We start from the raw sequence: 19571 nt of genomic DNA on the forward strand, positions 1-19571 counted from the left end.
CTTTCACGTGTCCTGGACACGCCGGAGCGTCAGTCCGACGCTAGAGTGAGCTCAAGCGGACAGCTGTCCGCTATCGGTCGAACGTAGTGGACAGCTGTCCGGTTCTCAAGGACCGCTTTCGGACACAAGTCGGCGAGGAGGACGAGTGCGGCAGAGGAACGACCCGCACCTGCGCTCGGACGCGCAACGCAACCGCGAACGCATTCTGGAAGTGGCCCTCACCGAGCTTTCCCAGGCTGCCGACACCCCGCTGAGCGCGATCGCCAAGAAGGCGGGCGTCGGCCAGGGCACGTTCTACCGGAACTTCCCCAACCGCGAGACGCTCGTCCTCGAGCTCTACCGCCACGGAGTACAGCAGATCGCCGACACCGCGTCCGTGCTGCTGGAGACCATGGAACCCGACCGAGCGCTGCGGGCATGGATGGACCACCTCGCCCGGTTCGCGATGACCAAGGCCGGCCTGGCGGAAGCGATCCGCCAGGCCTTGAGCACCTCGCCCGGGAAGGCGGCGAAACCGGGCCACACCCCAGTGACCGAGGCTGCCGGCCTCCTGCTCCACGCCTGCGAGGAGGCCGGCGTGATCCGTCCCGGCGTCACGGCCGACGACTTCATGCTGGCCATCGCCGGCCTGTGGCAGCTCGCCCCGCACGATGACTGGCAGCCGCAGGCGACACGCCTGCTGGACATCGTCATGGACGGACTTCGTGCGGGGGCGCCCGGACGCCGGAGCTCGTCCGGCCCATCAGGCCGACGGTAGGCACCAGCAGACACGGTGCGGCCCGTGTTGGGGCCATCCCCGCCCGCGCGCGGAGCAGCCGCTGCCTGCGCGTATCGCAACCTTCACTACTCCCCGCACGCGCGGGCATGGTTCCAACGACCTGATGCCATGTCCGGGCCGACCATCTCCCCCGCCCGCGCAGGTGTCGGCGTACACGGGGACTTTTTGTTAGCCATCGCCCAGTGGATCATCGTGCGGAATCTCTCGGGCAGGGTCGAGCCCGGCATCACGCTTGAACTTGATCGCCGCCGACTTCGGCGTCCACCCGATCACGCTGTCAAAGTGGCTGCGCCACGCCGACACCGCTGAGGGCGCCAGGCCCGCGACGGCGTCGGGCGAGTCGGCTGAGCTGCGCGAGGCACTTCGGCCGCGCCACCTCCCCCGGGTCATCGGTTCCGGAGTGATCAAATCACCTCGAAGACGCAGGCTGCCGTCGTCACACGGCTCGTCTTATGCTGCCCGTGCACCTGCCGTAGCCTGTCTGCAGTGGCGGCAGATGCCGTCGGTGTGTCAGCCACGGTGACTGTCTCTCAGGGAGAGGTGATGTCGGCGACCACGGGGTTCGACGGGATTCGCATGATGTCCGCTGCTTTCGCCTCCACGGTGCAGTGCGGCTGGCCACTCCCACACAGCACTGTGCCCATTTCAGGCACGGTGGCGTCGAAGACCACGGTGACGTCCGGCGCGTCGCAGACGGGGCCGACCCCGCCGCGTTCCATGTTCAGCTTCCGCAGGGCCGCCTCGTCAGCGGATTTCAGGGATGATCGCGGCACGCCCAGAACGGACGCGAGCCGACCATAGCGGATCCGAGTGGGGCCCGGGATGACCGCCAACACAAGGTGATCAGGGCCGACGGTGAATGCCACCGTCTTCAGCGAGTTCTGGATGTTCTCCTCTGTGAAACCTGTGCGGGTCCGGATGTCCGCTCCGGAGCGGATCTCCACGTGCTGATGCACCTTGAAGGCCACTTCGGCAGCGGCGAGGAGGGCGGCAGCGGGTGGGAGCGGAGCCGGCGTGTCCTCCATGTCTCTCCAATCACAACTGGGCAAGGTCCAAGCCAGGTTGTAGCAGCCACGTGACCGTGCCTTCTACCCATTGCTGCACTGAGGGCGGGGACGTAGGACCCTCACTCGTCGATCTCTCGTGAGGGTTCGCCAAACCGCGAGGGGTGGCGTACGCGGCCGGTGCGCGGGTCGGCGTGCCTGAACTCGTGCCGGTGTGGTTCCGTGACACGGAGCCGTACACCGACCAGCCGGGGGCTTGACCATGAGTCTGACGGGGATGCCATTCTTCGTGACGCTGATCGCGTTCACCGTGCTGTGCGTGATCGGCACCTTGCTGCTGTGGTCACGGCTTCGGGGCCCCCAACCATTGCGCTGGCTGCTGCGGCTGCTGATGATCGGTCTCTGTCAGCTCACCGCGATCTCGGTGGTCGCCACATGGATCAACAACGACTACGGCCTGTACGCCTCGTGGAACGACCTGCTGGGAAAGAACAGCGGTGTGGTCGCCATGCCGGGTCCACCCGCCAAACGCGCCAAGTTCACTCACGGTGGGGCAGGACTGCTGGACACGTACTTCCGCGGTCGGCACTCCAAACTGTCGGGGCAGGTAAAGGTGTGGCTTCCGCCGCAGTACACCCAGACCCGCCACCACCACACCCGCTTCCCCGTGGTGCTGCTCTTGCACGGAGTGCCGGGCGGCCCCGCGTCCTGGGTGGAACACGGGGGCATGCCACAGGACTTCGAGTCGTTGATGAACGCCGGCACCACGCACCCGTTCATCCTGGTCATGCCGGTGGTCGATCCGGGAGGCATCGACACCGACTGCACCGATCAGCCCAACCGCAAGGTCGCCACCTGGATGGCGCGGGACGTGCCGGAACTGATCAGCCACACCTTCCGCACTCTGCCCGGTTCCCGGGGCTGGAGCCTGATGGGCTTCTCCACCGGAGGTTTCTGCGCCGCGCGGCTTCCTCTCGCCTACCCCAAGGTTTTTGGCGCCGGTGCGGCGCTGAACCCCGATCCACTGACCGGTGACAAGAGCGTGATCCCGGCTCCAGTGCTGCGGCTGCGCACCAGCCCCACGTACATGGTGGCCCACAGCAACGCAGCGGCCAGCATCTTTCTGACCACCTCGGCCCAGGACCGGCTCAGCCCGCCGTACTACCTCCAACAGTTCGCGAAGGCGGCCGCAGGCACACGCGTCCAGACCCAGGTTGTGGTGCTGCCAACCGGCGGCCACAACTACAACACCTGGACCCGCTTGTACCCCGCAGCCTTCGCCTTCCTCAGCCGCCATACCGACGCGCCGAAGCCATGACGAGCCGCGTCCACCGGCATCCGCGAACCTACCCACGACCTGCGGGCACTTCTGGACGCGATCCTCTACCTCGCCCGCACCGGCATCCCCTCGCGCCACCTGCCCCAGCAGACCGCGTTCGACTACCTCGCCAGAGGGGAAGCCGACGGCATCTTCGACCAGCCCACCGCCGGCCTGAGCATTCAGATCTCTGCCACCGTCCCGCTGAGAACCAGAGAGTCGATCCAGCGGAGATCATCATCGGGCGCAGAGTGCACGTCGCACCGCCGCCCTCGGTCTCATCCTGCCCCCCACGGTCACCGCCAGGCATCCACGACTTCGCTGCCGGGGCCCCGTTCCTCGGCCAGGTCCGCCGCCCCACCCCGCCCTCGCCAAAGCTACGTCGCCCACCTGCCTCGGCATCGGTGCGGCTGAGGCGCGATCGTCAGCCAGTTGTTCGCTCACCCGCGCTCGTGTCCTGCGCCAGGGTCCGTCTTCAAAGATCACCAGGGTGGTAGATCATGCTGTCGTGGTACGACGTCATGAACTCACTGACCGGGAGGGGGAGTTACTCGCTCCGCTGATACCCCGGGCCGCGACCGGGAAGCGGCCTCGCGTGGAAGACAGGCAGGTCATCAACGGGATGGTCTACAGATCCGCACCGGGATCTCCTGGCGTGACCTGCCAGAACGCTACGGGCCATGGAAGACCGTGTACACCCGCTTTCGCCGCTACGCCCTCGACGGCGTGTTCACCCAAGCCCTGCAGCAGATCCAAGCCCACGCCGACGCGGCCGGCGACATCGACTGGCTGGTCCAGATCGACTCCACGATCGTCCGCGCCCATCAGCATGCCGCCGCCACCGGCCGAAAAGGGGGCGGCACCAGCAGGACGAACCGGACGATCACGTCCTCGGCCGATCCCGAGGCGAACTGACCACCAAATCCACCTTGCCCGCGACGGCAAGGGCCGCCCGCTCGCGACCCTGGTGACGCCCGGCCAACGCCACGACAGTGTCTGCGCACGTCCTCTGCTGGAACGTACCGCGTTCCCCGCACCGGCCCGGGCCGACCTCGGTGCAGGCCCGACCAGGTCATCGCAGACAAGGATTACAACTCTCGCGGCTTCCGTGCCTACCAGGCTCAAGGGCTTCCGCGGGATCGCCACCAGACATGGGAAGACCGCCACTTCCTATGAAGCAGCGGTCACCCTCGCATCGTTCCTGCTCTGGGCAAGATCTGTTTGAAGACGGACCCTGGGCCAACCCTAGGCCTCGAAGCCCGAGGCCCCTCCCGACGGGCGAGGTCTGGATCGTAGATTGGGCCCATGATCGAGGAGACGTCGCCCGGGCGATTAGAGCGATCCACAAGACGGAGGCACGCTGCCCCAAAACAGGCGAAAGGTGGGGGACTGCTGCGTTCGTCTGCGCTGATGGCGGCGGGCACAGTGGTCTCGCGCGCCACCGGTCTGATACGGCAGGTGCTGCAGGCCGCCGCGCTGGGCACCGGGCTGCTGGCCACCACCTACAACCAGGCCAACACGGTGCCGACCAGTTTGTACTTCCTGCTGATCGGCGGCGCACTGAATTCTGTCCTGGTCCCCCAGTTGGTACGGGCCCGTACAGAGGACGCAGACGGCGGGGCCGCCTTTGAGCAACGCCTGGTCACTCTGGTGTTGTGCGTCCTCGGTGTGGGGACCGCGCTGGCCACATGGGCCGCCCCTGAGATCATCAGCGTCTACCAGCGCGACACACCCGCCACGCACGACGCGTTCGAGCTGACCGTGGTCTTCGCCCGCTTCCTGCTGCCGCAGATCTTCTTCTACGGCGTTTTCAGCATCTTCGGCCAAGTCCTCAATGCCCGGAACCGGTTCGGGGCGATGATGTGGACCCCGGTCCTCAACAACGTCGTCCTGATCACTATGTTCGGCCTCTATCTCGGTCTCGTCACCGCACCCGAACAGGTCTCGGACATCACCGACGCCCAGGTCAGGCTGCTGGGAGTCGGAACCACACTCGCGTTGGCCATCCAGGCTCTCGCTCTGGTCCCCTACGCCCGCGCTGCCGGCTTCCGGTTCCGACCGCGCTTCGACTGGCGGGGCACCGGACTACGCAAGAGCGTGAACGCGGCCCGCTGGACCCTGTTGTTCGTACTGGCCAATCTCGTGGCGAGCACCGTGGTCACCCGCCTGGCGTCCGACGCCGACGCCGCTCTACCTCACGATGGCGTCGGCTACACCGCCTACAGCTACGCCCAGCAGATCTGGATGCTGCCCCAGTCGATCGTCACCGTCTCCCTCGTGACGGCCCTGCTCCCGCGCATGAGCCGGGCCGTGGCCGAGCACCGGCTCGACGACCTGCGCGCCGACCTGTCCCGCGCGCTGCGGGTCAGCGGCGTCATCATCGTCCCGGCTGCCTTCTTCTTCCTCGCCTTCGGCCCTCAGATCGCTCAACTGCTGTTCGCCCACGGCGCTGCCGACACGACCGCCACCGTCCCTCTGGGGCACATGCTGCAAGCCTTCGGCTTGGGACTGATCCCGTTCTCTGCCCAGTACCTCCTGCTTCGCGGCTTCTACGCCTTCGAGGACACCCGCACGCCGTTCCGGATGGCGTTGTGGATCAGCGGTATCAACATCGCCCTCGCCGCGGCCTGCCATCTCCTGCTGCCCCCGCACTGGGCCGTGACGGGGATGGCGGCCGCCTACGCCCTGTCCTACGCGATCGGCCTGCTGCTGACCGCCTCGCGCCTGCGGCGACGCACGGAAGGGCTGCTCGACGGCCGGCGGATCAGTCGCACCTACGCAAAACTGACCACAGCGGCCACCGTCGCCGGGGGTGCCGGGTGGCTCATCGCCCGCTCCTGCAACCATGGCCTGGCATCGGCCTCCTGGACGCCGGCGCTTTCGCTGGCCGCGGGCGGCATCGCGATGGTCCTGCTGTTCCTGCTCTTTGCGCGGATCTTGCGGATCGGGGAACTGCGCAGCCTGCCGGGACTGGGATGAACCTCGCACCATCCCGCGCCCCGCCTCCCGGCGGAGTCGAGACCGCGGTGGCCAACTATCTCTGAGGAAAATGGCCGACCACGACGGCAGCCACTGGCGGGTTTCATGTCAGGCCGTTGACCAGCCCGGCGAACAACGAGGGCAGCCGTGCGGCGGTGGGGACGATCAGGCGGGTGAGTCGGGGGTGAGCGCGGAGGCGTACCAGGGTGTCGGTGAGCAGACGGTGGCGAAGTGAGGCCCGGCGCCAGGCGAGTTCGTAGTCCTCGGGCCGGTCTTCTCGGACGCAGCGGACGAGCTGGGCTGCCCCGGCCAGGGCGAGGGAGATGCCCTCGCCGGTGAGTGCGTCGATGTAGCCGGCGGCATCGCCCACCAGGAGGACTCGGCCGGCCACCCGGCCGCTGACTCGTTGCCGCAGCGGTCCTGCGCCGCGGACGGTTGACGAGGAGTGGGTGGCCAGTCGGGCGGCGAGGTCGGGAAAGCCGTCGAGTTGTACGTCGAAGGGTGCCCGCTCGCTGGTGAGGATGGCCACGCTGACCAGCTCGGGCGCCAGCGGGGTGACGTAGGCCTCCGCTCGCGTGGACCAATGGACCTCGACGTGGTCGCTCCAGGGAGCGACCGTGAAGTGTTTGCGCAGCCCGTAACGAGGTGGGCGCGGATCGGGCAGGTCCAGGCCGAGGTGACGGCGGACAGGCGAATGCAGGCCGTCGGCGGCTGCGAGGTATCGCGCCGTCAGCCCGGCCGCGCTGACGCTGCCCGCGTTCTGCCGGACCGTGACTGCGTCGACCTTGACCGGGCGCACGGGGACGCCCACCTCCGCCACCCGCCGGGCCAGCGCCGCGTGCAGGTCCGTACGCCGCACGCCCAGTCCGAGTCCGTGGCGGAAGCCCGCCTCGGCGCGTTGCCGGGCGTCGGCTGCGTCGACGTAGCGGATGCCGCGCAGAGGATGTCCAGGCGGGGCGATGCCCAGTTCGGCGAGGGCTCGTACCGCGCCCGGCATTAGGCCTTCGCCGCAGGCCTTGTCGACCGGCGTCGTCCGGGGCTCGGCCACGGCCACGTCAAGTCCGGCCTGGGCGGCGTGGATCGCGGTGGCGAGTCCTGCCGGCCCGCCGCCGACGATCAGGAGGTCGAGCATGGCGGGGTCGCGGCGGCCGCAGGTGGGGCGGACCGAGCCAGTGCCGTGTTCTCGCAGCGGAGCCGGACCGTCAGGAGGGGCCAGTTGAGCAGAGTGAAGCCGGTCGCGGTCAGCCATGCTCCGTGGACCAGTGGCAGGGCGAGTCCCTCCACGACCACGGCGAGGTAGTTGGGGTGGCGCAGCAGCCGGTAGGGACCGGCGTTGACCAGCGGCAGGCCGGGTACCACGATGACGCGGGTGTTCCAGCGCGGTCCGAGGGCGCTGATGCACCACCAGCGCAGCGCCTGCGCTCCGAGCGTGAGGGCCAGCATCGGCCAGCCGAGCAGCGGCTGGAAGGGGCGCGGGGCGAGCTGGGTCTCGGCGAGGCAGCCGACAAGCAGGCCCGTGTGCAGGGCGACCATCACCGGGTAGTGACCGTCCCCGTACGCCACGCCGCCGTGCGCGCGGCTCCAAGAGGCGTTGCGGCGCGCGACGACGAGCTCAGCGACCCGCTCGGCGGCCACCAGCAGGATCAGCACGGTGTAACCGGTCATCCCTCACCTACCAGCGCAGGAGCACGAGTTCGGAACTGAAGCCCGGCCCGAGCGCCAGCAGCAGGCCGGGACTGCCGACCGGGGGCGGGCGCAGGGCGAGGGTGTCGTGCAGGATGTGCAGCACGGAGGCGGAGGAGAGGTTGCCGACCTCTGCGAGAGAGCGCCAGGTCATTTCCAGTGAGTCGGGCCCCAGGCCGAGTGCGTCCTGGAGCGCCTCCAGGACCTTGGGGCCACCCGGGTGGCAGACCCAGCCGGTGATGTCGTCCGGCTTGAGGTCATGTGCGGCCAGGAACGAGCGCACCTCCTCGCCCAGGTGGAGCCGGACCAGTTCGGGCAGTTCGGCGCCGAGAACGATCGTGAAGCCACTGTCGCCGATGTCCCAACCGAGGGCGTCCTCGGTGCCCGGGTACAGGCGGCTGCGGGTGGCCACCACCTGAGGTCCGGCGTACTCCTGAAGGCGGGGATGGTCCCGACCGACGGCGACCAGCGCGGCGGCACCGTCGCCGAAGAGGGCACCGGCCACCATGTTCTGCGCGGAGGTGTCACCGCGCTGCAGAGTGAGGGAGCACAGCTCGATGGAGAGCAGCACCGCGACCTGGTCCGCGTGACCCTTCAGGTAATCGTGGAGCCTGGCCAGCCCGGCGGCGCCGGCCACGCAGCCCAGGCCGAAGATCGGCACGCGCTTCACGTCCGGGCGGAGCCCCATGCGCCCGGCCAGCCGGGCCTCCAGGGACGGGGCCGCGATCCCGGTGACCGAGGTCGCGAAGATGAGGTCCACGTCGTGCGGGGCGAGCCCGGCGTGGTCCAGAGCGGCTTGCAGTGCCTCCTCGCCGAGCCGCAGGCCCTCTTCGATGAACAGGTCGTTGGCCTGGCCGAAGCCGTCCAGCAGGGCGTAGCGCTCCAGCGGCAGGGCGAGGTGGCGGGTGCGGACACAGGCTGTGGCGTGCAGCCGGTCCAGCACACCACGGTCCCGCTCCGGGGCTGTGGCTGCCGGGAGGCGCATCGCTGCGAGCGCATCGGTGATCTCGCGCTGGTGGTAGCGGTGAGCGGGTAGCGCTCCGTGGACGGCCGCGATACGCGTCATCCGGCAAGAATAAGGACGATCATTGAATAATCCCCGTAAGCTGCGCATCACCGGCATTTCGTGAGTGTGGGAGCAGCGGAAGCGGTCCGGCCAGGCCTAGCATTCGGGGCGTGCACAGCGTCGAAACCTCGGCAACCCCGGCCACCGCGCTGCCTCGCCGCCGGAGAACCGGGCGCGTGATCGGCCTCCTTCAGGCTGCACACCCTGCGCCTTCGGCGGCCGTGACCGCGGTGGTCACCGCGCTGGCTGCCGCATCCGGGCGGGGCAGCGCCGGTACGGTGCTGATCGCGGCAGCGGTGCTGAGTGGGCAGCTGTCGGTGGGCTGGAGCAACGACCTGATCGACGTCGACCGGGATGTGGCCGCCACACGCCACGACAAGCCCCTGGCGAGCGGAGCGGTCTCGGCGCGGGCGGTAAGGATCGCGGCGACCTGCGCCCTCGTGGCCTGTGTGTCGCTCTCTCTTGCGAACGGATGGCAGGCGGGCGGCGCACATCTGATCGGTGTGGCCGCGGCGTGGGGCTACAACCTCGGCGTCAAGACCACCGTCTGGTCGTGGCTGCCGTATGCGGTCGCCTTCGGGCTGCTGCCCGCGTTCGTCACCCTCTCACTGCCCGGTGCCCCATGGCCGCACTGGTGGGCGTCGGCCGGCGCCGCGCTGCTGGGCGTGGGCGCCCACGCCGCGAACGTCCTGCCGGACATCGAGGACGACCTCGCGGTGAGCATCCGAGGCCTGCCGCAACGCCTCGGCCCCCGCGGCGCGCGGACGCTGGCAGCATCGGCGCTCGCTGCCGGCTCGGCCGCGCTGGTCCTGGGCCCGTCGGGACCCGTCGGCATGCCCGAACTGGCCGGGCTCGCCATGACCTGCGCGCTCTCGCTCATCGTCGCTCTGTGGCCGGCCGGGCGGAGCCGCACGCCCTTCCTCCTGTGCCTGGGCCTGGCAGCCTCCGACGTCGCCCTCCTGCTCCTGAGCGGCGCGCACCTCGCGTGACGAGGCGTCATTTCGATCGCGTACCGAGAAGCGCCGGGACCGCCCCACCCTCACGGGAGTTCGTTCGCAGGCGATGAGCCAGGAGTAGCCCCGCGGCAGCGGTGACCATCGCTGCCGCCTCGGCGACAGCGGACGCGGTCTTCTCCGGATACCAGCCGGGTTCGTACATGTTGGGCAGTGGCCCGACCGAGCCGACGTCGACGTACCGGTAGAGCAGCACGGCTGCGACTCCGGCCGCAGCCACCAGCAGCGCGTAGATCCACACGAGGGGCCTCGTGCCCAGGAGGACCACCAAAAGGGCCGCCAGGGCCGCGGCGCCGGCCTCGATGCGGAACAGATCTCCCTGGCTGATCGCCTTGGTGACCGCGTCGTAATTCGCGGCGAGGTCGGCGTGCACGTAGGCGTCCACCGCCAGACCGGCGGCGGTGAGCAGGCGAAGCACCCACAGACAGGCGCCCAAGGTGAGTGTCCGCCGCGTCTGGAACGGTACGCGTGGTGCAGGTGCCTTGGTTTTCACGGGGCGCCTCCCTGGATGCGTAGCCCTCCTTCAAGGGGTACGTATCAGGACACTTCACTGTTCATCCTCAATGCCGGGTTTCTGGGTTGATCGCGTTCACCGGGGCCGGAGGTCGAGGAGGACTCGGCCAGAGCTGGTGACGACATCCATGCGGGCGATGTCGCGCACACCGAGCGAGGATGATCCCGGGACACCGACCGCGGTGCCGTAGCCGGACGTCCAGGTGGCCGCCGTCTCGGTGTGGCCGTCATGGGCGTGTACCACCAGTCGGCAGACGGCCGGGGGGAGTCCTGACAGGCGAAGCCGGATCGAGGCACCCGTGGCGCTCGGGGTGAGCGCGGCGGAGGCGGTCACGTGTGTGGCCGGATCGGTGGCGGAGACGGTGACCGCCGAGCGGACTGCAGCCGGTTGATTGCTGTGCGTGCTCAGAGATATGCCCATACCCGTCAGGGCGGCCGCGGCTGCGAGCGCGCCCGCGATCAGGACCCGGCAGCCCCTTGCCCGACGTACGAGGCGGGACATGGCCTGAGCCGTCCCGACCGACTTGGGCGCGGCACCCGGGGCTGTCGATGTCGGAACGGCCCGAGCTCTCCGTGGCGGCTCCTCGAAGGGCACACGCTGGAGCAGTCCGACGAGCGGCTCCAGCTCCATCAGTTCGGCGCGGCATTCCGCGCAGCGGACCATGTGCCGCTCCAAGCCTGAGTGCTCCGCCGGCTCGAGCACCCCCAGCAGGTAGGCACCGAGAGCGAGGCTCTCGCGACACGTCATCGCATCGTCACCCCACCTCCGTCCCCCTGCCGACCGAACAGCCACCTGTGGGCGGAAAGTCGCTTTACCCGATATACGCGCATTGGATACCACATGTTCATCCACTGCCCTGCTCGGCAGTGGAGTGCCGGAGGCCCGCCAAACGAGACAAGGGCATGAGTGAATTAAATGGGCGTAACGGACGTATCGAACTACAGACCCGCCCCACCGCGGGCTCGTGGACCAGCCCTACCGCACCCGTCGCGGCAGGAAGTCCCAGCGGAAAGAAGAACCGTCATGAACCGCACCGCCACCATTGCTGCGGCTGCGACCGCCGTCGCGGCCTTCGCCGCCGGATGCGGAAGCTCCGGCACCACAGGTTCGTCGTCTCCAGCCACCAGCTCATCGCCTCCGCCCATCAGCTCCGCGCCCGCCACCGGCGGCTCCGGCACGCTACAGGCACACAGCTCCCCCCTCGGCCAGATCCTCGTCGACGGATCTGGCCGGACCCTGTATGTGTTCGAGGCCGACAGCGGAACCACCTCGCATTGCTACGGCAGCTGCGCCCAGGCCTGGCCACCCGACATCACCACCGGACACCCCAGCGCCCACGGCCTGAACGCCACCATGGTCGGCACCACCACCCGGCGCGACCACACCACCCAGGTCACCTACAACGGCCACCCTCTCTACCGCTTCTTCCAAGACGCCAAGCCCGGTGACACCACAGGCCAGGGCAGCACAGCCTTCGGAGGCGCCTGGTACGTGGTCAGTCCCAGCGGCACCCCGATCACCAGTTCCGTGCCCAGTCCCTCCTCAAGCGGGTCGGGAGGCGGCGGCAGCTACTGACCGTCGCAGACTGGACGTGCTGCTCGTGACGCCGGCCGGTGAGCGAGACGTCGTATGGACGTGCCGTGCAGTGAGCGACGGGTTGACCGCCACGACCGGCCGTTGTGGGTGGCACTTCGCTGACAAGCTCGTGTCGCGGCCGCGGGGGCCTGTCCACTTTTCGCCGCAAGTGCCGTGTAAGCCGTGTGCGGTGTTCTGTCCGGTGTCCCTCGATCCCACAGGCAAGGGCCAGGCCCGCTGGACCATGCGCTGGAAGACCGCGCTGAACGCCTTCGACATCACCTTCGGCGGCCGCCTGGCGGCGGCCCGCCAGTAGCCTCCACAACTACCCCGGTTACACCACTTGTTTGACAGTCCCAGCGGGTGCTTTCCGGACGGCCGTCGGCCGGGGTCTCCCAGGCCGGGACCGGCAGCAGTGGTTCGATCAGCGCCCATTCGTCGTCCCAGGTGTCAGAGGGGTAGCAGCGCCTGCGCGGCATCGTTGCCTCCCTCAAAGACGGCGGGGCGGGCGTCGGCGTCGGTGTAGTCGGCGATGACGTCGAGTGTCGACTCGACCGAGTTGAGCTGGGTGTTGAGGTGTCGCCCTGCCGTTCGAGCCGCACCCGGCATGGCAGGACAGCTGGCTCCCCTGACATCCCACAGGGGCGCTCAACCAGCCGGGGGCGGCCTGCGGAGCAACCTGGGCGGTCGCGGTTGGTCTCCAGATTCGGCAGGGCCCTTGGTCGGCGAGTTCCCAGCCCTGGTTACTGGCGAGTACAAGTGCCTGTAAGATCAACTTCGACCATGTAAGCCCAATATGGGGGAAGCAACTCATGACCAAGCGCTTTTCCGTCCTGGCCGTCTCCGCGGCCATCGTCGGTGGTTTCTTCATCACGTCGGCGCCCGCTCAGGCCGCCACCCCGGCCGACGCGGGTGTGTCGGTCAAGGCCTCCGTCACCTGCAACACGAGCCAGATGCGCCAGCAGATCGCCAACCTCAAGATCAAGGCCGCGAAGCTGAAGCAGCTGGGGGAAACCGCGGCGGCCAAGAAGGCGCTCAACGACGCGGCGGCCCTTCAGAGGAAGCTCGACGCGTGCATCAAGGCTGACGACGACGCGAGCAAGCCGTTCCCGGGATAGGTTTCCGGTTTGGAAGTGTGGCGCTGTCCGTCCCGTCCCACGGATGGGTGGCGCCACACGCTTGCGCGATCCGCTGACATCGCTTCGCACACTCCGGCCCGCGGCATCCAACGCCGCGAGATGGGGTCCCGGGTCTTCTCATTCTTCCGTGCCGACCTGGCCTTCACGGCCCCCGGCTCGGTCTCGGCACCCATATGGACCCGCCGCGCCACCTCACCGCCGCCGACGAAGTCGTCAGTCGCGTCGAGGGTATCCGGCGCGACCCGCCAGCGGTGGCAGGCCACCGAAGACCGGGGAGCCTCATGGTCCGCAAACTCACTGCTCCGTTGAGCAAAGCCCGGCCTGTAGCCGGGGGCTGCCCCCTCCCCCGCCGCTTCGAGGGCCGCACCGTCCTGGGCATCGGCGCTGACACCGGCTACGGCGTCGAGATCATCGTCGCACCACCCCAGCCGCACAGGTCATTCTCGGCTCAAGGGACATGCAAGCGCCCCCCGTCGGCACCTCGTACTCAAGGGCACCGGAGCGTCCGACAGTCTCGTGCAGAGGTCGAGTGCACCCGGCGGCAGGCTACCGCCTGTGTGCCCGAGGGCGGCCGTGCGATGCTCACCGCCCTAGGTAGTACCGGCCCGACCTGCTCTCCGACAGCGCGGTCTCGTCCGACTCCGCCGCATGGCGACGGGGCAGACCGGGGCAGGAATCACAGGGCATCGCCGGGCGGAGCGGCGAGTTGGAGGGTCCAGCCGCACCAGGCAGTATCGGCACGCCGTTCGGGCAGCTCCAGCAGGGTGGAGACGGTAAGGACCAGCCCCCCTTGCGTCGCAGCTTACGTCCAAAGACGCAAGCCCTACTGGCCCAACAAAGCCTTTGGACGTGGCGGTGGATGATCAGGCAGACGGCGAGTCCGAGGAAGGCTGCGTGGATGTCGTCGCGTCGTTCCCAGCGGATACGCAGGCGGCGGAAGCCGTGCAGCCAGGAGATCGCGCTCGACGACCCAGCGGAAGGTACCCAGGCCGGTGCCGTGTGACTGGCCGCGTTCGGCGATCGCTGGCCGGATGCCGCGTCGCCGTAGGATCCGGCGGTATTTGTCGTGGTCGTACCCGCGGTCGGTGAAGAGCATGTCGGGCCGCCTGCGCGGTCGCCCGACGAGTCCGGCCGCGGCCGGGATCTCGTCCAGCAGGGGTAGGGGTTGGGTGACGTCATTGCGGTTGTCGCCGATCAGTGACACCGCGAGCGGGATGCCCCCGTCGTTGATGACGTGTTACTGCTGCCCGGGCGTGCGCGCTCGACCGGGCTGAAACCGAACCTGGGGCCCCGGCCAAGTCCGGGACCCCACGCCCTTGTCTGCCCCTCTTGACGTTCCCTGTGTCAGGAGCCGGACCCGGCCAGGGGGACCCGGGTCCATCTGAGGACCTGGGAGTTGTGGGGCTGGACGGTGACCTTCAGGTAGTCCTTGGCGTTGCTGGAGCCGTCGACGGTGATGCGGTGCAGGTTCGGCACGGCGTCGGCGAGGTGGTAGAAGGACAGCCACGGCGAACCGGCGGCCAGCGGCTGGTCGCTGTTGTAGAGGTGGCTGTCCCCGTTGAAGAGGTAGACCGGACCGTCGAAGGCGACCGACTCGCGGGCGATCGCGGCGACGATCGGCTGGAAGGCGTAGTAGTCGGCGTACGAAGGGTCACTGACGGTCGGGTCGAACATGTCGGCCTGCATCATCAGGGCCACGGCACGGTCGTGACGGTGGCGGGCCGCGGCGAAGGTGTCGCGGATGGACTCGATCACCGACGCCGTACGGGACAGTACTTCGGTGGCCTGCTCGGGAGTGGGCTGGGTGTTGCCGGTCCACGGCGCCATGCTGTTGTTGCTGCCCACCACGTCGAACGCGGCGAACGCGACGCCGGCACGGGTGTAGCGGACGTTCTCCGGGACGCCCTCGTCGGCCTGCGAGGTCACCCGCACGCTGTTGTGGCCGAGGGTGAAGCCCGGGCGGGCGAAGAACACCTGGCGGATCTTCGCGAGGCGCTCCAGCGGGTTGTAGGAGCCGTTGTTCGGTCGGTGGCAGTCGGTCCACTCGTTGTCGCCCACCGTGTACACCAGGGGGTCCTCGAACTGGTCGAACTCCGACTTGATCATCTGGAAGTACGAGTCGCTGCACACCGTCGATCCGTTCTTGATGTCTCCGAGGTGGGAGACGAACGAGACGTCGGGGTCGGCGTTGATCTGGCTGATGACATGCGGGAAGTCGGCGATCTCGGCGTCGCCGTAGGGCATGTCGCCGATCACCGCGAAGGTGAACGGAGTGTCGTGCGTGCCGGTGATGGTGTCGGCGGCGCGGGGACCGGCCGAGGCGCTTTCGGCGGACACGGCGAGCGTGAGCAGGCTCAGGGCCGCGGTGGCCGACACGATGTGGCGCCACGATCTCATGGGATTCTCCCTCGGGGACGAGCGGCCCGGGCGGGCCGAGGACACGACAACTCAACGGCCGGCATGGGGGCATCGGTGCGGCCCGCGACAGGCGCGGACCGCAGCCGGTGATCGGCCCGGCCGGAGTCTGACGCCCCAGGCAGACCCGGCCATCAGCCGCAGCACGTACGAGCGGTGAACTCTTGCCGACGCTCCGGTGGACGGAACCCGGGGCCACTGACGCGGGCGCCCCGCGATGATCGAAGCCGCCGCACTGCCGCCCCAGGTCGTGCCGTCGGCATCAGGGGGCCACCGCAGCCGCGGCACAATCGAGGTCCTGGGCAGTCGGGAGCGCGGAGACGTGGAGGGCAGACTTGAGTCTCCTGCAGGGGGAGACAGGAAAGTGGGCTCATGGACGGCGGCTACCTCTACTCGATCGGTGAACTGGCCCAGCGCACCGGGCTGACGGTCAAGACGATCCGGTTCTACTCCGATCGCGGCATCGTGACGCCGGCCGACCGCAGCCACGCCGGCTACCGACGGTACGCCCCGGAGACCGTCGCCCGCCTTGCGTATGTGCGGACCCTGCGAGAACTGGGACTCGGCCTCGACGTGATCCGGCGGGTCGTGGATCAGGAACTCACGCTCGGCGAAGTCGCCGCGGAGCACGCCTCGGCGCTGGACGTTCAGATTCGCATCCTGCGCCTGCGACGGGCGGTGTTGACGGCCGCCGCACGACGCGAGCCCACACCCAAGGAGATGGAACTCATGCACCAGTTGGCCACGCTGTCCCAAGCCGAGCGCCGACACCTGATCGACGACTTCCTCGACACCGTCTTCGACGGCCCGCCCAACGGCTCCCCGCTGGCCGCAGCTCGGCGCTCCATGACGCCCGAGCTCCCCGACAACCCCACCGACGAGCAGCTGAGGGCATGGGTGGAGCTGGCCGAACTGTCCCTGGATCAGGAATTCCGCGCCAGTGAGCGGCGCCTGGCCGACGAGCATATGACTCGCCTGGCCGCCGGCACTCCCACCCCTCCGCGCCCGGACATCTTCGCCATCGCTCGTGATCTCGTGGCGCCGGCCGTGGCGTCCGGCATCAACCCTGATTCGTCCCAGGCCGATTCCGTCGTCGCGGCGCTCACCCACCGGTGCGCGCGCGTCTACCACCGGCCCCATGACGCCGAGTTGTACCGATGGCTGCTGCACCGCCTGGAAGCCGCCGGCGATCCACGCAGGGACCAGTACTTCCAACTGCTCGCGCTGATCAACGACTGGCCGCCACCGGAACGCCTCGCCCCGCTGATCGACTGGTCCGTCACAGCGCTGCGGCTACGGGCGGCTGGGTGAGACAGCAGCACGGGTCAGTGTGAGATACGGCCAACGCCGCAGACCCAGACGGGTAAGGCGGCCATCCATGACGCACGGGCCTCTTTCCGCGTCCGCCCCCTCTTCGAGGTCCGCCCAGGCGGCGCTGCCCGGCTCCGGATCGCCAAGGAAACCCTCGACGATGGCGGCGAGTTGCCCGAGGGCAGGTAGGCGCCGCTGAAAGGCAGCTCGTCCGCGGCCACGGAGCCGGTCGAGCACCGCAGCTGACCGGCTTGCACGTCATGCCACACGTAAGACGTCGCCATCCCATCGAAGCCCAGCGTGGACGCGGGAGCGGACGGCGTCAGCGGTGCGCCCATGTTGTCGGTGAGGTTGTCGCTGATCAGGGTGCCGATGACGCTGATCAGGGCGACGCCGAGACAGCGCCCCCGCCCGGTGGGCGGTGGCGCGGAACTGGACGACCAGCACGACCGCGAGGAGGGGCGCTCATCAGCACCGAGAGATGTCAGGCCGAGACCGGCCTCCTCGTTGAGCAGGCGGTCTCGCCGACCCTCGCGCACAGGACCTTGACGATCCAGAAGCAGGCGGTGACCTCGGAAACCTTGTTCAGGCGGAGGCGGGGCACATGCCGCAGGGGCCCGGTGGTGTGGCCGTCGCGGCTTGTGGTGTCTCGGACAGTTCGTAGGTCATGAGGCCTGCCCCTGCCAGGACCTACCTGAACGCATTCTGACTGCGCGTCCCGCTCATCTCACCTGGGCCGGGGTGCGGCTCGTGAGGGCTCGGCGCCCGAGGCGCGCACCGTGGTTCGGGCGGGTGCGTGGTGGTGGCGGGGTACGACGTCCTGGGGGAAGGTCAGCTGCTGGTTCATCCACTTCAGGGTGGCCGGCATCTCCCGCGTCCACGTGGGGAAGTTGTGGCTGCCCTGGTCGGGGAGGATCGACACCACGCGCATGGGTGCTTTGACGGCCTTGATGAAGGCCAGCGTCTGGGCGTAGCCCTTCTCGCCGTGTTTGCTGTCGGCGACGAGGACGGAAACCTGGGGTACGGGCAGGTGCTTGAGCCGCCACATCAGGTCGTGCCCGTTGATCCGGTTGACGCGGCCCAGCCCGCTGCCGAAGAGGTTTCCGGTCGTGGGGTCGTCCTTGACCTTGTAGTCGGGCGACAGGGCACCGGCCGTCGTGTACGCGTGCGGGTCGCGCATCGTCAGCTGCAGGGCGCAGCTGGCGCCGGAGGAGTAGCCCATGACCCCCCAGGAGTTGGCGTCGTGGCCCACGCGGTAGGTGGACTTCAGGGCGTCGGGGAGATCCCTGGCCAGGAACGTCTCGGTCTGGGGCCCGCCGGGCACGTTCACGCACTCGGTGTCGCGGGGCGGGGCGATCGTCGGCCGGATCATCACCATGATGGTCGGCTGCATCTGGCCACTCTTCTGCAGCTGTCCGGCCGTCTGCGACACCCGCAAGTACTGGGCGAGGTTGAAGATGCTGCCGGGGTAGCCGCTGAGGGCGACGATCACCGGGAAGCGCTGCCTGTGGTAGGCCTTCTGGAAGTACTGCGGCGGCAGATAGACGAACGCCGGGTCGACCACGCCGGTGCGGCGCCCGATGACCTTCACGGACTCGACCCGCCCGTTCACCGCGGCGGGCCCGGTGGGCAGTCCGCTGACCCGGCTCAGCTGCTGCCCGCCGGCGGGCTGTACCAGGGGACCCTTCACGGAGACGCCGGTGACCGTCCCGTCGCCGTTGTGGCCGGCCGCCTGCGTGACGCCGACGGGAGCGGTGTCGACGTTGCCGAAGAGCTCGCCCCACGATCCGAAGAACTGGTACGAGGAGTTCAGCCAGCAGGCGAACGTCGCGATGATGGTCACCTGGGTCACGCCTACGGCCGCCAGCCGTCCGAGCACCTGCCACAGGCCTTGCCTGGCCAGCCGTGGCCAGAGCCAGACCAACAGCGCCACTGAGAGGGCGGCCAGGAGCGCCATCACGTACACGGTTGTTTTGCTGGTCAAACCCATGCCACTCAGTCCCGGTTTCCTTGCCCGTGGTCTCTCTGTCACCAGGAAGATGTTGGGCGACCCTTGTGCGTTCACCAAGAAAAGCTCATGGAACAAACGAGCGGGCCCTTCCGCGTCTCCGTGTGAAGGGCCCGTCGCGCTCCGAACCAGGTTTCGGTGGTCAGCCGTCAGTCATCCGTGAGAGTCCTGCGGTAGGCGGCGCAGTCCTCGTACGCCGGGAGCAGGCCCTGTGCCTCCGCGTCGGCGAGCGACGGCGCCTGCTCGTCCTTCGGGGACAGCAGCGGTCGGATGCCGGAGGGCCACTCGATGGCGAGGTCCGGATCCAGCGGATGGATGCCGTGCTCGCGCTCGGGGGCGTAGCCCTCGGAACACAGGTAGACGACCGTCGCGTCGTCCGTGAGGGCGAAGAAGGCGTGGCCGAGGCCCTCGGACAGGTAGACGGCGTGGTGGGTCTGGTCGTCGAGCCGGACGGCTTCCCACCGCTTGTACGTCGGGGAGCCGACGCGGATGTCGACCACGACGTCGATGACCGCGCCGCGCACGCAGGTGACGTACTTCGCCTGGCTCGGCGGGACGTCGGCGAAGTGGATGCCGCGCAGGGTGCCCCGCCGGGAGACGGAGCAGTTGGCCTGCGCCAGGTTGAGGTCCTGGCCGGTCGCCTCACGGAAATCGGCGCCCCGGAACCATTCGTGGAAGCTGCCGCGGTCGTCGGGGAAGACCTTGGGCTCCAGTAGCCAAGCGCCTTCGATGTCCAGTGGTCGCACGTGGTGATCCTCGTTCGCGTGA

16 protein-coding genes and 3 pseudogenes are annotated in these 19571 nt (G+C 68.8%); 8 read left to right on the forward strand and 11 right to left on the reverse strand.

Going from position 1 to position 19571, the window contains the following annotated elements; translation table 11 throughout:
* Positions 1-145: 145 nt before the first annotated feature.
* Entirely contained in the window at positions 146-757 is a 612-nt protein-coding gene (locus tag LN251_RS35690) for a TetR/AcrR family transcriptional regulator (protein WP_458248313.1), read from the forward strand.
* Positions 758-1308: 551 nt separating this feature from the next.
* On the opposite strand, the gene LN251_RS35695 is transcribed toward LN251_RS35690, so the two are convergent.
* The gene (locus LN251_RS35695) at positions 1309-1803 is read right to left on the reverse strand and encodes an aminoacyl-tRNA deacylase (RefSeq protein ID WP_458248314.1); all 495 of its coding nucleotides are present in this window, start codon (positions 1801-1803) and stop codon (positions 1309-1311) included.
* A gap of 241 nt (positions 1804-2044) precedes the next feature.
* On the opposite strand from LN251_RS35695, the gene LN251_RS35700 reads away from it, so the two are divergent.
* From LN251_RS35700 to murJ, 3 genes and pseudogenes are all read left to right on the forward strand, one after another.
* Complete coding sequence (locus tag LN251_RS35700; RefSeq protein ID WP_458248315.1) at positions 2045-3100, forward strand: alpha/beta hydrolase; 1056 nt, start codon at positions 2045-2047, stop codon at positions 3098-3100.
* 508 nt (positions 3101-3608) lie between these two features.
* Positions 3609-4325, forward strand: a pseudogene (locus LN251_RS35705) (IS5 family transposase).
* Between the two features lie 80 nt (positions 4326-4405).
* Positions 4406-6079 (forward strand): murein biosynthesis integral membrane protein MurJ, encoded by a 1674-nt coding sequence (murJ, locus tag LN251_RS35710; RefSeq protein WP_458248316.1) that lies wholly within the window; start codon positions 4406-4408, stop codon positions 6077-6079.
* Between the two features lie 103 nt (positions 6080-6182).
* On the opposite strand, the gene LN251_RS35715 is transcribed toward murJ, so the two are convergent.
* The 3 genes from LN251_RS35715 to LN251_RS35725 are packed head-to-tail and all read right to left on the reverse strand — an operon-like array spanning position 6183 to position 8828.
* Positions 6183-7211: an NAD(P)/FAD-dependent oxidoreductase gene (locus LN251_RS35715; protein ID WP_458248317.1), complete on the reverse strand. Its 1029-nt coding sequence runs from the start codon at positions 7209-7211 to the stop codon at positions 6183-6185.
* Positions 7196-7744: an isoprenylcysteine carboxyl methyltransferase family protein gene (locus LN251_RS35720; RefSeq protein WP_458248318.1), complete on the reverse strand. Its 549-nt coding sequence runs from the start codon at positions 7742-7744 to the stop codon at positions 7196-7198. Before LN251_RS35720 ends, LN251_RS35715 begins: the two co-directional genes overlap by 16 nt.
* Before the next feature lie 7 nt (positions 7745-7751).
* A complete protein-coding gene (locus LN251_RS35725) occupies positions 7752-8828 on the reverse strand; it encodes a type III polyketide synthase (RefSeq protein WP_458248319.1) in 1077 nt (358 codons plus the stop codon).
* Positions 8829-9049: 221 nt separating this feature from the next.
* Here LN251_RS35725 and LN251_RS35730 point away from each other — a divergent pair, with 221 nt between their 5' ends.
* The gene (locus LN251_RS35730) at positions 9050-9817 is read left to right on the forward strand and encodes a UbiA family prenyltransferase (RefSeq protein WP_458248320.1); all 768 of its coding nucleotides are present in this window, start codon (positions 9050-9052) and stop codon (positions 9815-9817) included.
* Positions 9818-9824: 7 nt separating this feature from the next.
* Here LN251_RS35730 and LN251_RS35735 read toward each other — a convergent pair whose 3' ends face one another.
* Both LN251_RS35735 and LN251_RS35740 read right to left on the reverse strand, forming a co-directional pair.
* The gene (locus LN251_RS35735) at positions 9825-10334 is read right to left on the reverse strand and encodes a hypothetical protein (protein WP_458248321.1); all 510 of its coding nucleotides are present in this window, start codon (positions 10332-10334) and stop codon (positions 9825-9827) included.
* Positions 10335-10430: 96 nt separating this feature from the next.
* Positions 10431-11102, reverse strand: coding sequence for an anti-sigma factor family protein (locus tag LN251_RS35740; protein ID WP_458248322.1), 672 nt, complete (start codon positions 11100-11102; stop codon positions 10431-10433).
* Positions 11103-11378: 276 nt separating this feature from the next.
* On the opposite strand from LN251_RS35740, the gene LN251_RS35745 reads away from it, so the two are divergent.
* Entirely contained in the window at positions 11379-11930 is a 552-nt protein-coding gene (locus tag LN251_RS35745) for a COG4315 family predicted lipoprotein (protein ID WP_458248323.1), read from the forward strand.
* A gap of 368 nt (positions 11931-12298) precedes the next feature.
* On the opposite strand, the pseudogene LN251_RS35750 reads toward LN251_RS35745, so the two are convergent.
* Positions 12299-12409: pseudogene (locus LN251_RS35750) on the reverse strand (IS5-like element IS4811 family transposase); the annotation flags it as partial.
* A 333-nt stretch (positions 12410-12742) separates the two neighbouring features.
* On the opposite strand from LN251_RS35750, the gene LN251_RS35755 reads away from it, so the two are divergent.
* Positions 12743-13048, forward strand: a complete 306-nt coding sequence (locus LN251_RS35755; protein WP_458248324.1) for a hypothetical protein — start codon at positions 12743-12745, stop codon at positions 13046-13048.
* Between the two features lie 864 nt (positions 13049-13912).
* On the opposite strand, the pseudogene LN251_RS35760 reads toward LN251_RS35755, so the two are convergent.
* Both LN251_RS35760 and LN251_RS35765 read right to left on the reverse strand, forming a co-directional pair.
* Positions 13913-14368 (reverse strand): annotated as a pseudogene (locus LN251_RS35760) (transposase); the annotation flags it as partial.
* Between the two features lie 45 nt (positions 14369-14413).
* Complete coding sequence (locus LN251_RS35765) at positions 14414-15466, reverse strand: metallophosphoesterase (protein ID WP_458248325.1); 1053 nt, start codon at positions 15464-15466, stop codon at positions 14414-14416.
* 390 nt (positions 15467-15856) lie between these two features.
* On the opposite strand from LN251_RS35765, the gene LN251_RS35770 reads away from it, so the two are divergent.
* Positions 15857-16795, forward strand: coding sequence for a MerR family transcriptional regulator (locus tag LN251_RS35770; RefSeq protein ID WP_458248326.1), 939 nt, complete (start codon positions 15857-15859; stop codon positions 16793-16795).
* A 727-nt stretch (positions 16796-17522) separates the two neighbouring features.
* Here the strand turns inward: LN251_RS35770 and LN251_RS35775 are convergent.
* Positions 17523-18785 carry an alpha/beta hydrolase gene (locus LN251_RS35775; protein ID WP_458248327.1) on the reverse strand — a complete coding sequence of 421 codons (1263 nt, stop codon included), beginning with the start codon at positions 18783-18785 and terminating at the stop codon, positions 17523-17525.
* 167 nt (positions 18786-18952) lie between these two features.
* The gene (rfbC, locus tag LN251_RS35780; protein WP_458248328.1) at positions 18953-19549 is read right to left on the reverse strand and encodes a dTDP-4-dehydrorhamnose 3,5-epimerase; all 597 of its coding nucleotides are present in this window, start codon (positions 19547-19549) and stop codon (positions 18953-18955) included.
* Positions 19550-19571: the final 22 nt, after the last annotated feature.

Source organism: Streptomyces sp. MAI_2237, from assembly GCF_054189285.1.

Excerpts from the sequence above, each read along its gene's own strand:
- LN251_RS35695 (WP_458248314.1), bottom strand. The coding sequence starts at position 1,803 with ATGGAGGACACGCCGGCTCCGCTCCCACCCGCTGCCGCCCTCCTCGCC.
- LN251_RS35700 (WP_458248315.1), top strand. The coding sequence starts at position 2,045 with ATGAGTCTGACGGGGATGCCATTCTTCGTGACGCTGATCGCGTTCACC.
- murJ (WP_458248316.1), top strand. The coding sequence starts at position 4,406 with ATGATCGAGGAGACGTCGCCCGGGCGATTAGAGCGATCCACAAGACGG.
- LN251_RS35715 (WP_458248317.1), bottom strand. The coding sequence starts at position 7,211 with ATGCTCGACCTCCTGATCGTCGGCGGCGGGCCGGCAGGACTCGCCACC.
- LN251_RS35720 (WP_458248318.1), bottom strand. The coding sequence starts at position 7,744 with ATGACCGGTTACACCGTGCTGATCCTGCTGGTGGCCGCCGAGCGGGTC.
- LN251_RS35725 (WP_458248319.1), bottom strand. The coding sequence starts at position 8,828 with ATGACGCGTATCGCGGCCGTCCACGGAGCGCTACCCGCTCACCGCTAC.
- LN251_RS35740 (WP_458248322.1), bottom strand. The coding sequence starts at position 11,102 with ATGACGTGTCGCGAGAGCCTCGCTCTCGGTGCCTACCTGCTGGGGGTG.
- LN251_RS35745 (WP_458248323.1), top strand. The coding sequence starts at position 11,379 with ATGAACCGCACCGCCACCATTGCTGCGGCTGCGACCGCCGTCGCGGCC.
- LN251_RS35755 (WP_458248324.1), top strand. The coding sequence starts at position 12,743 with ATGACCAAGCGCTTTTCCGTCCTGGCCGTCTCCGCGGCCATCGTCGGT.
- LN251_RS35765 (WP_458248325.1), bottom strand. The coding sequence starts at position 15,466 with ATGAGATCGTGGCGCCACATCGTGTCGGCCACCGCGGCCCTGAGCCTG.
- LN251_RS35770 (WP_458248326.1), top strand. The coding sequence starts at position 15,857 with ATGGACGGCGGCTACCTCTACTCGATCGGTGAACTGGCCCAGCGCACC.
- LN251_RS35775 (WP_458248327.1), bottom strand. The coding sequence starts at position 18,785 with ATGGGTTTGACCAGCAAAACAACCGTGTACGTGATGGCGCTCCTGGCC.